This window comes from Shewanella sp. MBTL60-007 (genome assembly GCF_019654915.1).
In the GTDB taxonomy this organism is placed as follows: Bacteria; Pseudomonadota; Gammaproteobacteria; order Enterobacterales; family Shewanellaceae; genus Shewanella.
This window is the reverse complement of the sequence record NZ_BPET01000013.1, coordinates 16,820-32,408: the sequence shown is the minus strand read 5'-3', so window position 1 is coordinate 32,408 and position 15,589 is coordinate 16,820. Positions and strand designations below refer to the sequence as shown.

At 44.9% G+C, this 15,589-nt stretch carries 11 protein-coding genes and 3 tRNA genes; 10 read left to right on the top strand and 4 right to left on the bottom strand.

Going from position 1 to position 15,589, the window contains the following annotated elements; genetic code table 11:
* Positions 1-49 precede the first annotated feature (49 nt).
* Positions 50-1,429 carry a cysteine--tRNA ligase gene (gene cysS, locus K5Q92_RS06420; protein ID WP_220768198.1) on the top strand — a complete coding sequence of 460 codons (1,380 nt, stop codon included), beginning with the start codon at positions 50-52 and terminating at the stop codon, positions 1,427-1,429.
* Positions 1,430-1,580: 151 nt separating this feature from the next.
* Here cysS and folD read toward each other — a convergent pair whose 3' ends face one another.
* Entirely contained in the window at positions 1,581-2,435 is an 855-nt protein-coding gene (folD, locus tag K5Q92_RS06415) for a bifunctional methylenetetrahydrofolate dehydrogenase/methenyltetrahydrofolate cyclohydrolase FolD (RefSeq protein WP_220768197.1), read from the bottom strand.
* 468 nt (positions 2,436-2,903) lie between these two features.
* Between folD and K5Q92_RS06410 the strand changes: the two genes are divergently transcribed.
* From K5Q92_RS06410 to K5Q92_RS06370, 9 genes are all read left to right on the top strand, one after another.
* Positions 2,904-2,980: transfer RNA gene (locus K5Q92_RS06410), tRNA-Pro, on the top strand.
* Between the two features lie 62 nt (positions 2,981-3,042).
* Positions 3,043-3,119, top strand: a tRNA-Arg gene (locus K5Q92_RS06405).
* An 8-nt stretch (positions 3,120-3,127) separates the two neighbouring features.
* Positions 3,128-3,203, top strand: a tRNA-His gene (locus K5Q92_RS06400).
* Positions 3,204-3,458: 255 nt separating this feature from the next.
* Complete coding sequence (gene tig / locus K5Q92_RS06395) at positions 3,459-4,763, top strand: trigger factor (protein WP_220768196.1); 1,305 nt, start codon at positions 3,459-3,461, stop codon at positions 4,761-4,763.
* An 89-nt stretch (positions 4,764-4,852) separates the two neighbouring features.
* Complete coding sequence (gene clpP / locus K5Q92_RS06390; RefSeq protein WP_220768195.1) at positions 4,853-5,464, top strand: ATP-dependent Clp endopeptidase proteolytic subunit ClpP; 612 nt, start codon at positions 4,853-4,855, stop codon at positions 5,462-5,464.
* Between the two features lie 84 nt (positions 5,465-5,548).
* Complete coding sequence (clpX, locus tag K5Q92_RS06385; RefSeq protein ID WP_220768194.1) at positions 5,549-6,826, top strand: ATP-dependent protease ATP-binding subunit ClpX; 1,278 nt, start codon at positions 5,549-5,551, stop codon at positions 6,824-6,826.
* Positions 6,827-6,974: 148 nt separating this feature from the next.
* The gene (lon, locus tag K5Q92_RS06380; protein WP_220768193.1) at positions 6,975-9,320 is read left to right on the top strand and encodes an endopeptidase La; all 2,346 of its coding nucleotides are present in this window, start codon (positions 6,975-6,977) and stop codon (positions 9,318-9,320) included.
* 269 nt (positions 9,321-9,589) lie between these two features.
* Positions 9,590-9,862: a nucleoid-associated protein HU-beta gene (gene hupB, locus K5Q92_RS06375; protein ID WP_012155904.1), complete on the top strand. Its 273-nt coding sequence runs from the start codon at positions 9,590-9,592 to the stop codon at positions 9,860-9,862.
* Positions 9,863-10,076: 214 nt separating this feature from the next.
* Positions 10,077-11,942 carry a SurA N-terminal domain-containing protein gene (locus K5Q92_RS06370; protein ID WP_220768192.1) on the top strand — a complete coding sequence of 622 codons (1,866 nt, stop codon included), beginning with the start codon at positions 10,077-10,079 and terminating at the stop codon, positions 11,940-11,942.
* 394 nt (positions 11,943-12,336) lie between these two features.
* Here K5Q92_RS06370 and fabV read toward each other — a convergent pair whose 3' ends face one another.
* The 3 genes from fabV to K5Q92_RS06355 all read right to left on the bottom strand — a co-directional run bounded on the left by fabV (position 12,337) and on the right by K5Q92_RS06355 (position 15,586).
* Entirely contained in the window at positions 12,337-13,539 is a 1,203-nt protein-coding gene (gene fabV, locus K5Q92_RS06365; RefSeq protein WP_220768191.1) for an enoyl-ACP reductase FabV, read from the bottom strand.
* A gap of 273 nt (positions 13,540-13,812) precedes the next feature.
* Complete coding sequence (locus K5Q92_RS06360; protein ID WP_220768190.1) at positions 13,813-14,598, bottom strand: ATP-binding cassette domain-containing protein; 786 nt, start codon at positions 14,596-14,598, stop codon at positions 13,813-13,815.
* The gene (locus K5Q92_RS06355; RefSeq protein ID WP_220768189.1) at positions 14,579-15,586 is read right to left on the bottom strand and encodes an oligopeptide/dipeptide ABC transporter ATP-binding protein; all 1,008 of its coding nucleotides are present in this window, start codon (positions 15,584-15,586) and stop codon (positions 14,579-14,581) included. The genes K5Q92_RS06360 and K5Q92_RS06355 overlap by 20 nt, the downstream gene beginning before the upstream one ends.
* Positions 15,587-15,589 lie beyond the last annotated feature (3 nt).

Below are 15,589 nucleotides of genomic sequence, written 5' to 3'. Positions count from 1 at the left end.
GTAGACTGAACAACTAATTTTTAATTCTAGCCGTTGAAGAGAATAATCAATGTTGAAGCTTTACAATAGTCTGACCCGCCAAAAAGAGCAGTTTGTGCCACTACAACCAGGAAAGGTTGGCATGTATGTGTGTGGGGTGACCATCTATGATTTATGTCATATTGGCCACGGACGCACTTTTGTATCTTTCGACATGATTGTTAGATACCTAAGATACAGCGGATACGACGTTAATTTTCAGCGTAATATCACCGACGTCGATGACAAAATTATCAAGCGTGCCAATGAGAATAACGAGAGTTGTGATTCATTGACAGAGCGCTTGATTGCCGAAATGCATAAAGATTTTGATGCATTGAATATGGCGCGTCCTGATAATGAGCCTCGTGCAACCATGCATATGCCTGAGATCATCGATATGGTTGAAAGACTTATCGAGCGTGATCATGCATATGTTGCATCAAATGGCGACGTACTATTTAGCGTATCGTCATTCCCTGAGTATGGTCGTTTATCGGGTCAAAATCTTGAGCAACTGCAAGCCGGTGCTCGCGTAGAAGTTGAAGACACTAAACGCGATCCAATGGACTTTGTGCTTTGGAAGATGTCAAAGCCGGGCGAACCAACATGGGATTCACCATGGGGACCAGGTCGTCCAGGGTGGCACATTGAATGTTCAGCAATGAACAGCAAGCACTTAGGAGTGCACTTTGATATTCATGGTGGCGGCAGCGACTTACAGTTCCCGCATCATGAGAATGAGATTGCTCAGTCTTGCTGTGCTCACGACACACCGTATGTTAACTACTGGATGCATACTGGTATGGTGATGGTTGATAAAGAGAAGATGTCGAAGTCTTTGAACAACTTCTTCACTATCCGAGATGTGCTAGGCCACTACGATGCTGCGACAGTACGTTACTTCCTGTTATCTGGCCACTACCGTAGCCAGCTAAACTATTCTGAAGATAACTTAAAGCAGGCTAAATCAGCTCTTGAGCGTATTTACACCGCACTTAAAGACCTAGACTTAAGCGTGGAAGCTGCGCCTGCCGAAGAGTTTGTGGCTAAATTCAAGTTGGCAATGGATGACGATTTTAATACGCCAGAAGCTTACTCAGTATTATTTGACATGGTGCGTGAAATTAACCGCCTAAAAGCAACTGATATGGCTCAAGCCTCTGCGTTAGGTGTTGCCCTAAAAGAACTTGGTGATGTGTTAGGTATTCTAGGCCAAGACGTTGATACCTTCTTTAAAGGCGAAGGCAGTGACGACGAAGTGGCACAGATTGAAGCCTTGATTGCTGAGCGTAATCGCGCTCGTGCAGAAAAAGATTGGCCAGCAGCTGACGTTGCACGCGATGGCTTAAATGCATTAGGCGTAGTTTTAGAAGATGGTCCAGAAGGTACCACTTGGCGTAAGAAGTAATACCTAGGTCGTTAATAGCCGTTTAAATACAAAAAAGCCTGCATCTGCAGGCTTTTTTATTAGTTTGGTTGCTAACTATTTGCTAGAACCTAGAACCTAGAACCTAGAACCTAGAACCTAGAACCTAGAACCTAGAACCTAGAACCTTCTGTTAATCGTGATAATTCTCACAAGCGTATAAGGTGTTTTCTAGCAGGCTTGCAATGGTCATAGGTCCAACACCACCCGGAACAGGGGTAATAAAACTCGCGCGCTGGGCAGCTTCTTCAAACTGCACATCACCAACAAGCTGACCGCTCTCTAAGCGGTTAATGCCCACATCGATTACGATTGCGCCGGGCTTGATCCAATCTCCTGGAATAAACCCGGGCTTGCCGACGGCAACGATGACTAGATCGGCTTGTCTGACTTTATCTTCAAGGTTGCGAGTAAAACGATGACAAGTGGTTGTCGTGCAGCCGGCTAATAGCAGTTCCAGTGACATAGGACGACCGACGATGTTTGATGCGCCGACGACAACTGCGTCTAAACCAAAGGTATCAACACCTGTTGACTGGATTAATGTCATGATCCCCATAGGTGTGCATGAACGCAATACTGGAATACGCTGAGCAAGGCGGCCAACGTTATAAGGATGGAAACCGTCGACATCTTTGTCTGGGCGGATACGCTCAATGACTTTAGACTCTTCAATATGTTCTGGAAGAGGAAGTTGAACTAAGATGCCATCGATACTTGGATCTTCGTTACATTCATCAATCAATGATAAGAGTGCTTCTTCAGAAGTGCTGCTGTCTAAATCATAAGAGCGAGAGATAAAGCCGACTTCTTCACAGGCTTTGCGCTTACTGCCAACATAAACTTGTGACGCTGGATCAGCTCCAACAAGAATTACGGCTAAACCTGGGACTCTTTTTCCTGCCTCTTTGCGGGCGGTTACTTTGTCTTTGAGTTGAGTTCGAATGGATTGAGCGATAGCTTTACCATCGATGTTTTGGGCTGTCATTGGGGTAGGTGTCCTTTATACGGCGCGATAATGGAAAACGGCGACATTTTAACAGGACGGGGTAAATGTGTCATTGATTTAGGCCGTTAACAAACAATTCTAATATACGGATAATCACTCTCTGCGAACTAATTCGATTTTACCTACGCTGAACGTTGCTAAGTCTGTTGATAAAGGTGGCGGAGGCATAGTTCATCATCTCTGATAATAAAATGGTTCGTCAGCGGTTTATTTCACTTAATATAAGTATATTTGCTGGTTAATCCTGCAACTAGGCTAAAGCTAAAGCTATTAGCCTGTTAAATAGCCATGCGAACATCTTTTTTTAAAAAAGGCGTTGACGACTTTTAGAAGAGGGGATACTATGCGCTCCGTTCTCAACGAGCAGCAAGTTGTTGTCCTTGAGAGCCTGAAGCAGTAAAGGTTATCCCAACGTGAAAACGCACTTTACAATAGGTTTCAAAGTTTCGGTGATTAGCGCAGCCCGGTAGCGCATCTGGTTTGGGACCAGAGGGTCAGAGGTTCGAATCCTCTATCACCGACCACATTTAAACTAACGTGGAACGTTAGTTGCCCAGTTCAGGAAATGAATTTAATTCATTGCCGAGCGCCCGTAGCTCAGTTGGATAGAGCACCCGCCTTCTAAGCGGGTGGCCGCAGGTTCGAATCCTGCCGGGCGTACCATTTTTGTGGTGATTGTAGCTCAGTTGGTAGAGCCCCGGATTGTGATTCCGGTTGTCGTGGGTTCAAGTCCCATCAGTCACCCCACTCATTCTGCAAAGAAGTAAAGAAAGCGACCCTAGGTCGCTTTTTTTACGCCTGTAAATCGCGCTTTGAGGCTCGACTCAGGCGCATTCGATAGATATAATGTCGCGTCTTGATAATTATCAACTAAAAGATACCGGTGCCGATCGTCAGTATTTATGGGCATTTTGGTGAAATTTACGGATCAAGAAACGAATACCTGAGTAGTTGATTTTTCGACTATTGCAAAGGACGATAGACACATTTCGAGGTAAAAAAATGCAAGTTTCTGTTGAAACCACACAAGGCTTAGAGCGTCGCCTAACAATTTCTGTACCTGCTGAGCAGATCGAGAACACTGTTAAAGAAGCATTAAAAAGCGAAGCTAAGCGTGCTCGTATCCCAGGTTTCCGTCCAGGAAAAGTACCTGTAAGCGTGATCAATAAGCGTTATGGAAAAGCTATTCGTCAAGACATCATGGGTGAAGTGATGCAGCGTAACTTCGTTGAAGCTATTATTGCTGAGAAGTTAAACCCAGCTGGTGCTCCAACATTGACTCCAGGTTCAACTGAAGGCGAAAACTTTGAGTTTGTTGCGACTTTTGAAATCTACCCAGAAGTAGAACTAAAAGGTCTTGAGTCAATCACTGTTGAGCAACCAACTGCTGAAGTAACTGAAGCAGACGTTGATTCTATGATTGAAACGCTACGTAACCAACATGCGACTTTCGAAGTTGTTGAGCGCGCTGCGGCTGAAGGCGACAAAGCTAAGATCAACTTCGTTGGTTCAATCGATGGTGAAGAGTTCGAAGGCGGTAAAGCTGAAGATTTCGAACTTCAACTAGGTAGTGGCCGTATGATCCCAGGCTTCGAGTCTGGTGTTGAAGGTCACAAAGCAGGTGAAGAGTTCAACATCGAAGTGACTTTCCCTGAAGATTACCACGCTGAAAACCTAAAGGGTAAAGTAGCGACTTTCGCTATCACTCTGAATGAAGTTCAAGCGGCTAACCTTCCAGAAGTTAACGATGAGTTCGCTACACTATTCGGTATTACCGAAGGTGGTATCGACGCACTACGCGGCGAAATCAGCAAGAACATGAGCCGTGAGCTTGAGCAAGCGCTTAAAGCAAACGTTAAAGAGCAAGTTCTTAACGGTCTAGTTGAGCAAAACGAAATCGAATTGCCAAAAGCACTAATCGACGGTGAAGTAGAAGTATTGCGCAAGCAAGCTATGCAGCGCTTCGGTAACCAAGCAGCAAACATGCCTGAGCTACCAGCTGACCTATTCACAGAGCAAGCTGAGCGTCGTGTTAAAGTAGGTCTACTACTTGGCGAAGTTATCAAGACTAACGAGCTAAAAGCTGAAGACGAGCGCGTTCAAGGTCTGATCGCTTCTATGGCTTCTGCATACGAAGATCCAAGTGAAGTTGTAGCTTACTACAACGGTAACGAAGAACTGATGCAGAACATGCGTAACGTAGCTCTAGAAGAGCAAGCGGTTGAAGCTTTGTTGAAAACTGCAACTTTGACTGAAAAAGCAGTCAACTTTGAAGAATTTATGAACAAGGCTACAGGTCGCGCGTAACCATCGCTTGACTTAAATGGCTATTAGCCATTTATAATGGCTCGTATGAGGTTCCTCATGCGGGCCATTTTTATTTAGGGAAGTTAATCATGCACAAAGCGCCAGAATCAGTACTTAACGCACTCGTTCCTATGGTTGTCGAACAGACGGCTAAAGGTGAACGTTCATATGATATTTATTCTCGCCTTTTGAAAGAGCGAGTGATCTTTCTCGTTGGCCAAGTTGAAGAGCATATGGCTAACCTTATCGTTGCTCAGTTACTGTTTTTGGAGTCAGAGAGCCCAGATAAGGATATCTACCTATACATTAACTCGCCAGGCGGTAGCGTAACTGCTGGTATGGCGATCTATGACACTATGCAGTTTATTAAACCAAACGTCAGCACAGTGTGTATTGGTCAAGCGGCGAGCATGGGCGCATTTTTGTTAGCAGGCGGTGCAGAAGGCAAACGTCATTGCTTACCGAATTCTAGAGTGATGATCCATCAGCCTTTAGGTGGCTTCCAAGGTCAAGCGTCAGATATCGCTATTCACGCCCAAGAGATCTTAGGTATTAAGCATAAGCTTAACTCTATGCTTGCTGAGCACACAGGGCAGCCTCTTGAAGTGATTGAACGCGATACAGACCGCGATAACTTTATGAGTGCGACAGAAGCTGCTGAATACGGATTAGTCGATTCAGTGATAGCAAAACGAGGCTGATTTTTACTGTCCTCTGAGCTATGCTCAAATAAGAAGTAACGAAAAGATTTACGCAGTACAATTACTGCAAACAGAGGTAAAGTAATGGGTGAAGACAAAGGTAACGGTGACGGCGGAAAACTGCTGTACTGCTCTTTTTGTGGTAAGAGCCAGCATGAAGTAAGAAAACTCATCGCTGGGCCTTCTGTATATGTTTGTGACGAGTGTGTTGAACTCTGCAATGACATTATTCGAGAAGAAATTAAAGAGATTTCACCAAAGCAAGAGCAAGACAAGTTGCCGACGCCTCATGAGCTAAGAGCACACTTGGATGATTATGTTATCGGTCAAGATAAGGCAAAGAAAGTTCTTTCTGTTGCGGTATATAATCATTATAAGCGTCTTAGAAATGCCAGCCCTAAAGATGGTGTTGAGTTAGGCAAGAGTAACATCCTGCTTATCGGTCCAACGGGTAGTGGTAAAACATTATTAGCAGAGACTTTAGCGCGCGTTCTTGATGTACCATTTACGATGGCCGATGCTACGACATTAACCGAAGCGGGTTACGTGGGTGAAGACGTTGAAAATATCATCCAGAAGCTACTGCAAAAGTGCGACTACGATGTAGATAAAGCGCAGCGCGGTATCGTGTATATCGATGAGATCGATAAGATCAGTCGTAAGTCTGATAACCCATCAATCACACGTGACGTGTCGGGCGAGGGTGTACAGCAGGCGTTATTGAAACTTATCGAAGGAACTATTGCTGCAGTGCCTCCACAGGGCGGCCGTAAGCATCCGCAGCAGGAGTTCTTGCAAGTCGATACTTCTAAGATCCTGTTCGTCTGTGGTGGTGCATTCGCAGGTCTTGAGAAAGTGATCGAGCAACGTGCCCATGTGGGTACCGGTATTGGTTTTGGTGCCGAAGTTAAAGGTGAAGCCGACAAGAAGACTATCTCTGATACACTACTGCAAGTAGAGCCAGAAGATTTAGTTAAATTTGGTCTGATCCCCGAATTTATCGGCCGTCTACCAGTATTAGCAACGTTAGCTGAGCTGGACGATGAAGCGCTAATTCAAATTCTCTCACAACCGAAGAATGCGATTACTAAGCAGTATGCGGCATTGTTTGAGATGGAAGGCGTTGAACTTGAGTTTAGAGACGATGCACTTAAAGCGATTGCCCTTAAGGCACAAACGCGTAAGACGGGTGCTCGTGGACTTCGCTCTATTGTTGAGGGGATCTTGCTCGATATCATGTACGATCTACCGTCGACAGACGATGTGGCTAAAGTTGTTATCGACGAGTCAGTGGTTAAAGGCGAGTCTAGCCCAATCCTGATCTACGCTAATAACGAAGCACAAACCGCAACAGCGGAATAAAATCTCGTCTACAATCGAGTAGTGAGTTTAAAAGGAGCCAATATGGCTCCTTTTTTATACACTTCTTTAATTAATTCTTTTTCGCTATTGAAACCTATCGAATCACCCCAATATACTCATAAGTAATCATAAAAAACGGAATCGAGCTATGACCCTAGAGCGTGATGCGCGAATCGAACTACCCGTACTACCACTAAGAGATGTGGTGGTCTATCCCCACATGGTAATTCCGTTATTCGTCGGTCGAGAGAAGTCTATTCGTTGCTTAGAAAAAGCGATGGATCAAGGTAAACAGATTATTTTAGTCGCCCAGCGTGATGCTGAGCTAGACGACCCAACTAGCGATGACATTTTTGATGTAGGTACAGTTGCATCAATACTCCAGCTATTAAAACTACCAGATGGTACCGTAAAGGTATTGGTTGAAGGTGGCCAAAGAGTTTGCATCGATAGCTATATCGAACAGGAAGAGATCTTCCAAGCAACGGCTCACTATCTCGAATCAGAGCCCCTTTCAGAGAAAGAAGAGGAAGTTCTCGTTCGCTCAGCTGTTGGTCAGTTTGAGGGCTACATCAAGCTAAATAAGAAGATCCCACCTGAGGTATTAACTTCGCTGTCGGGTATCGACGAGGCGGCAAGACTTGCCGACACCATGGCCGCACATATGCCGCTTAAGCTAGAAGACAAACAGTCTGTGCTTGAGATGGTCAATGTTAGCGAACGCATCGAATACTTGATGGCGATGATGGAAGCTGAAATCGATCTATTACAGGTTGAGAAGCGTATCCGCAGCCGCGTTAAGAAGCAGATGGAGAAGAGTCAGCGTGAGTACTATTTGAATGAGCAGATGAAGGCCATTCAAAAAGAGCTTGGTGATATTGACGAGTCTCACGATGAGTTTGAAAGCTTAGCCAAGAAAATCGAAGAGGCACAGATGCCTGCAGAGGCTAAAGATAAAGCGTCTGCAGAGCTGAACAAGTTAAAGATGATGTCACCTATGTCTGCTGAAGCGACTGTGGTGAGAAGTTACGTTGAGTGGATGGTGTCTGTGCCTTGGCACAAACGCTCTAAAATTAAACGTGATTTAGCTAAGGCGCAGGACGTACTCGACACCGATCATTTCGGGCTTGAAAAAGTTAAAGAACGCATTCTTGAGTATCTAGCGGTTCAAAGCCGTGTTAAGCAGCTTAAGGGGCCAATCCTTTGTTTAGTTGGGCCTCCAGGTGTGGGTAAAACATCCTTGGGTCAATCTATTGCTAAGGCAACTGGTCGTAAGTATGTGCGTGTTGCCTTAGGCGGCGTTCGTGATGAAGCGGAGATCCGTGGTCACCGTCGTACCTATATCGGTTCTATGCCGGGCAAGGTCATCCAGAAGATGTCTAAAGTCGGTGTTAAAAACCCACTGTTCTTACTGGATGAAATCGATAAGATGAGCAGTGATATGCGTGGCGACCCAGCTTCGGCATTGCTTGAGGTGTTAGATCCTGAGCAAAACTCAGCATTTAGCGATCACTACATGGAGGTCGATTACGATCTATCTGATGTGATGTTTGTGGCTACCTCTAACTCGATGAACATTCCTGGCCCACTACTAGACCGTATGGAAGTCATTCGCTTATCTGGTTATACCGAAGACGAGAAGCTTAATATTGCTAAGCAACACTTATTGCCGAAGCAGATAGAGCGTAACGGACTAAAAGCGAAAGAGGTGACAGTCGACGATAGCGCTATTATCGGCATTATTCGTTATTACACTCGTGAAGCCGGCGTTCGAGCGCTTGAGCGTGAACTATCTAAAATCTGCCGTAAGGTGGTTAAACAAATTTTGCTTGATAAGAGTATTAAGCATGTTGAAGTTAACCAAGACAACCTTAAGTCGTTCCTAGGTGTACAACGCTGTGACTACGGTAAGGCTGAGTCTAATAATCAGATTGGTCAAGTGACTGGTCTTGCTTGGACTGAAGTGGGCGGTGATTTGCTGACTATTGAAGCGACATCTGTGCCTGGCAAGGGCAAGCTGACCTATACAGGTTCACTTGGCGATGTCATGCAAGAGTCGATTCAAGCGGCAATGACAGTTGTGCGTGCTCGCGCAGAACAATTGGGTATTAATCCTGATTTCTACGAGAAGCGCGATATTCACGTGCACGTACCTGAAGGCGCGACACCAAAAGATGGTCCATCTGCTGGTGCGGCAATGTGTACAGCTCTCGTTTCTAGTTTAACGGGTAATCCGGTTCGCGCAGATGTGGCGATGACGGGTGAAATTACTCTGCGTGGTGAAGTTTTACCAATTGGCGGATTAAAGGAAAAACTCTTAGCTGCCCATCGTGGTGGTACGAAAGTTGTTCTAATTCCAAAAGAAAATGAGCGTGATTTGGAAGAAATTCCACAAAATGTCATTGCCGATCTAAAAATTCATCCAGTGAAATGGGTTGATGAAGTATTGAAATTGGCGCTTGAGCGACCAGTTGAAGGCTTCGAAGTAGTATAAAACGTGGACTAACGCAATAAAATGCAGGATACCTTTAAAAAAACAGTAAAAAAGGGCTTACCAAAGTTTGAAGCTGTGGTAGCCTAAGTCTGTGGAGAGTCAGTTGCTCCAGCCCTTGGAGTGACTGGTTTTGAGTAGTATCCTAATTTATTTCTTTGGTTTTCCTATAAGGCTTGAACTTTGGTTCTAAGCTTGTTATAAAAAGCCTCCGCAGACCGCTCTAGACAAGGATTTGGGTGCGGCGCACAAATTACATTCAAGGGGATGACATGAACAAATCTGAACTAATCGAGAAAATCGCTTCTGGTGCTGACATTTCTAAAGCTGCTGCTGGCCGCGCATTAGACTCTTTCATTGGCGCAGTTACTGAAGGCCTAAAAGAAGGCGATAAGATTGCTCTTGTTGGTTTCGGTACTTTCGAAGTGCGTCAACGTGCAGAGCGCACTGGTCGTAACCCACAAACGGGTAAAGAGATCAAAATCGCTGCAGCAAACATTCCAGCATTTAAAGCTGGTAAAGCTCTAAAAGACGCTGTTAACTAAGAAAGTTAGCAATGCAGCCTTTGTAAGGCTATTGTAAGAAAGCACTGCTTGGCAGTGCTTTTTACAAATAGAGAGGGCAATAATTGAGGTAACCCTTAATTTTGCCAGCAGGAGCCTGAAGAGATTACTTTTCATCTCCTTTAAATTACAAAAAGGCGCATCCAGACAGTGATGCGCCTTTTTATTTTATCCATCGCAACCAGCGAGAAGTCTGATGTTAGAAAAGATTCGCGAAGGCTCACAAGGTGTAATTGCAAAAGGCATTTTAATCCTTGTGATACTTTCATTTGCATTTACAGGCGTGAGTAGTTATTTAGGTTCTTCAACTGAGGTTGCAGCTGCTACCGTAAATGGTGAAGAGATCAGCAACTCAGCGTTAGAACAAGCCTATCAAAACGAGCGTAGTCGCTTAGAACAACAATTAGGTGATATGTTTGCCACTCTGTCTGCCGATGACAACTACATGCAGAGCGTAAAGCAAAGCGTATTAGAGCGCTTAGTTGCAGATAAGCTACTGGATCAAAATGCTGCAGAGCTTGGATTACGCGTATCTGATGAGCAGATTAAAGCTGCAATCATGAGCGAGCCAGCTTTTCAAACTGATGGAGTCTTTGACAACGACCGTTACCAAGCGATTCTGCGTCAGTTAGGCTATCAGGCAAATACTTTCCGCGACATGATGCGTACCGATATGACTCGTCGTCAGCTTGTTGCGACCCTAGTGGGTTCTGAATTCGTTCTTCCTGGTGAAGCCAAGTATTTGGCCGATCTACAAGGCCAGACCCGTGACATTGACTACAAGGTTATTGACGCGACTCCATTCCTTGCAGACATTAGTGTTACCGATGAGCAGATCAAAACTTATTATGACTCTAATCTAGATCAGTTCATTCGCCCTGAAGTAGTTAGTCTTGACTACATCGAGCTAGACGCAAAAGATTTAGCTAAAGATGTAAAAGTGACTGATGCTGAAGCACAAGCATACTACGATGAGCACAAAGCGAATTACACACAAGCTGAGAAGCGCTTAGCTGCACATATCCTTGTTCAAACAGGTGACGATGACGCGGCGGCTAAAGCGAAAGCTGAAGCCATCTATAAGCAACTTCAAGACGGTGCAGACTTTGCTGAAGTCGCTAAGACTGAATCTGAAGATACCTTTAGCGGTGAGCAGGGTGGTCAACTAGATTGGTTTGAAGCGGGCGTTATGGAGCCTGAATTTGACCAAGCACTGTTTGCGCTTAACAAAGGTGAGTACTCAAATGTTGTTAAAACAGACTTTGGTTACCACATCATCAAGGCTCTTGATATTCAAGCCGGTGCTCAAGCACCATTTGCTGACGTTAAAGAAAAAATCATTGCTCAGCTTCAAGATAAGCAGGCAGTAGATAAGTTCTATGAGCTACAGCAAGTTTTGGCTGACACCAGCTACGAAGTACCTGATACGCTAGCGGAGGCTGCTAAGGACCTAGGTGTTGATGTTAAGACAACGCCTGAGTTCACACGTACTAATCCGCCAGAGCTATTCTCTAATCCTGAGCTATTAAAAGCGGCATTCTCTTCTAACGTGCTACTTGATGGTATGAACAGTGATGTACTAGAAGTTGCTCCTAATCACGTTGTTGTGATCCGTGTTAACACCCATAAGGCTGCAGGCACTATGGAGTTAGCTGACGTTCGTAACGCGATTGCTAACCGCTTAAAGCAAGAGCAGGCTAATGAAGCTGCGCGTAAGCAAGCACAAGAAGCTATGACCGCTGTTGAAGCTTCAGGTGTAACAGCTGACTTTATTGTTAAAGATAAGCTAGGTCGTTTTGAGCAAGACGTTGATGGCGCAATCGTAAACAAAGCATTTGCTATGGCTCAGCCAAGCGATAAGCCTTCAGTTGATACTGTTGCGCTAGCAAATGGTTACGCAGTAGTGGTATTGAAGAAAGTTAATCCAGCTGAAGGCGTTGATGCTAACCTTCTTGACTCACTCAAGCAGCGTTTAAGCGCTCAGTACAGTGAAAACGATTACCGTGCAGTGATCGCGTCACTAAAAGCTAAAGGTGAAGTGCTTTACCCAGTTGCTGAGTAAACGCTATAGGGTAACCACTGCTGAGTCATTGCTACTTAGCTAGCTTTACTCAATCATTAATAGTGAGCCTTATATGAGGCATTGAAAAACCGGCGAAGGCCGGTTTTTTTATGGGCGCAGCAAAGCTATTGCCTATGTATTAATTCGTGCAGGGAAGCGCTCTGTGTCCTTGGTGGTGTATCGCATTGGCTTTTGCTTTAGAAGCTATTTATCACTAAGTTAACCATGAAGCGCTCCGCCTTCGCGAAGAACATGAAGGGAGAAGATAAAAAAGCTTGCTGCTTTTCTTGCAGCTCTCGTTGTTTTTCGTGATGAACGTTTTCAAGGAGCAATAAAAAACGCCGCAATAAAATATTGCGGCGTTTTAATATTTGCCTAAGCTAGACTTTGCTAGTTAGATTGAAATCACGTCAAATTCAACGTGCGGGTTCACATCTGCATCATAATCGATACCTTCGATACCGAAACCAAACAGTTTTAGGAACTCTTCCTTATACTCACGGTAATCAGTTAGCTCTGCAAGGTTCTCTGTGGTGACTTGTGGCCACATATCACGGCAATGCTGCTGGATCTCTTCACGAAGCTCCCAGTCATCCAAACGTAGACGGTTTGACTCATCCACATCTGCAGCAGTACCGTCAGCCTTAAATAGACGCTCGCTAAACATACGGTTAATCTGCTCGATACAGCCTTCATGTAGACCTTCTGCGCGCATCTTCTTAAATACCATAGCTATATATAGTGGCATAACAGGAATTGCCGAGCTCGCTTGTGTTACAACGCTCTTAAGCACTGCAACGTTAGCGCTACCGCCAGTTGCTGAAAGCTTATCATTTAGGGCATGTGCAGCGCGGTCAAGATCCATTTTGGCTTTACCAAGTGCGCCGTGCCAGTAAATAGGCCAAGTCAGCTCGGTTCCGATATAGCTATAGGCAACGGTCTTGCAGTTGTCGCTTAGCACGCCAGCTTCTGATAGCGCTTGCATCCACAGTTCCCAGTCTTCGCCGCCCATGACAGTCACTGTATCGGCAATTTCTTGCTCTGTTGCCGGTTCAACACTGGCTTCGATAATGGTGTCTTTATTGGTATCAACCGCAGTAGCTGTATAAGTCTCACCGATAGGTTTTAGTGATGAACGTACAAGCTCACCGCTATCTGGCATTTTACGCACTGGTGATGCTAATGAGTAAACCACCATATCGACTTGACCAAGGTCTTGCTTGATAATCTCAATGGCTTTCTGTTTAGCTTCATGGCTGAAGGCATCACAGTTGATGCTCTTAGAGTAAAGCCCTTCCGCTTTAGCAAACTTATCGAACGCAGCAGAGTTGTACCAACCAGCTGTGCCAGGTTTAGTTTCGGTACTTGGCTTTTCAAAAAACACGCCTAATGTGGCGGCATCGCTACCAAAAGCTGCAGTAATGCGTGAAGAAAGACCGTATCCACTTGAAGAGCCAACGACTAAGACTTTCTTAGGGCCATTAGCAATTTTACCTTTAGCTTTGGTAAAGTTGATCTGTTCAAGGACATTGGCTTCACAACCAACAGGATGGGTCGTAGTACAAATAAAGCCACGGATTCTAGGTTTGATGATCATATTTTTTGATTCTCTTAAAAAATTGTCTCTAGGATAATTAAACCGACACCAAATGGCACTCGTTTTTCTTGAAAATCGGCTTTTTTATCAGTGGTTGGAGCAGTTTACCCGTTGCAAACAACATGGTCTTGTATGTTGCCGACAGACATAAGACACCCTCTTCATCTCTGAAGGACAAATGTTGTGAGTACCATTAATGTAGAAGCAATTCATGGCTTTGCTTCAAAATAGCTAAACTCTGATTAAACGAATACATCTTTATAAAGATTAGTATTATTTTTTACGCGTAAACAGGCTTTGCTCTTGAATTAACCTTTGGGTGTACTCATGTTGCGGCTGATTAAATAGCTGCTCTGTTGTTGCCTTCTCAACCATAACCCCTTTTTTCAGCACCATGATTTTATCGCTGACATGACGAATGATATTCATATTATGGGATACGAATATATAAGACAGCCCCATTTCTTGTTGTAGCTCTAACAGCAGGTTGAGGATCTGTGATCTTACCGAAAGGTCCAGCGCAGTTAAGGCTTCATCCGCGATGATAATTTTAGGATCAAGCATCAAGGCGCGAGCGACTGCCACGCGTTGTTTTTGTCCCTCTGAGATCATATGGGGATAGAAATCGGAGTGCTCTGGCAACAGACCTACTTTTTTCAGCTTATCGATGACCTGAGCCTTGCGCTCACTGCTGTCTAGGTCGGTATTGAACTTCAAAGGCTCATCTAATAACTCACCAATGGTCAACCTTGGATTAAGTGAGGTATTTGGGTCCTGAAAAATCATCCGAATAAGGCGGCAGCGTTGTTTAAGATCATGCTTATCTAGTGGCTCACCTTCAAAGAAGATCTCGCCGCCACTTCTGACCTCAGCTCCCACCAAAATACGGGCAATAGTGGTTTTTCCTGAGCCCGCTTCCCCAACTATCGCCAGTGTTTCACCTCGATTGAGTTCAAAAGACACAGGCGATAATGCATGGTTATATTGGCGCTTAAACCGCTTGTAGCCGGCGTAATAGCTTTTGCGGAGATCATTAACTTTAAGAAGTGGTGTCGTCATTACATGGCTCACTGTGATAAGGAAAATGACAAGCAAAATAGCGGTCTTTTTTGTGGCATAGGCTTGGTTTACTGACGCAGCGCTTTTGTGCCTGCGGGCAGCGCGGCCCTAATCGACAGCCTATAGGCAAATGCTGCAAGGCCGGGGCGGAACCAGGCAAGGTTCGCATTACCGATTTATGGGCAAGGGCACCGGAATAGTCAGGCATATTGTCCAGAAGTGCTTTGGTGTACGGATGAAAAGGTTGTTCGAGTACTTCGGCTGTAGGGCCTGACTCCATCACTTGGCCACTGTACAGAACCGTGAGTTGATCACACCAACCAGATAAGGTATCTAACTCATGGCTAATCAGAAGGATAGATACGCTGTGTAGCTGATTGAGCTTGCCTAGGAGTCTAAAAATTTGTGCCTGAGTACTTAACTCCATCGAGTCTGTTGGTTCATCGGCAATTAACAATCGCGGTTGGTTGGCAATCGCCATGGCGATCATCACTTTTTGGCACTCACCCGCAGAGAGTTCCCATGCATAGCTGCTCATGACCTCTTCAGTATTTTTTATGCCGACTTTATGTAGCCATTTTTGCGCGGTAGCCTTACGTGCCTTGTTACGCTTCCAGAAGGGAATTTGCTTATCTTTTGGCATGGCTTCGATAAGTTGACTACCAACTGAGATGGCTGGATCTAGGCTACCAGTGGGATCTTGGAAGATAACGGCAATATCGCTGCCCATTAAATTTCGTCGCTGCTTAGCCGACATATCCATTAGGTTTTGGCCATCCCACATCATGCGGTCAGCAGTAATACTCCAGTTATGGCCTGGTACCCCTAAAATGGCACGAGCCAGCAGGGTACGGCCTGAACCTGATTCACCCACTAAACCATGTAGCTCTCCAGGGTTAATGGTTAGGCTTACACGCTCCAATGCTTTGACACGTCCATGGGGCGTATCAAGTTCGATGGTAAGATTTCGAATATCGAGTAAGGGCATAAT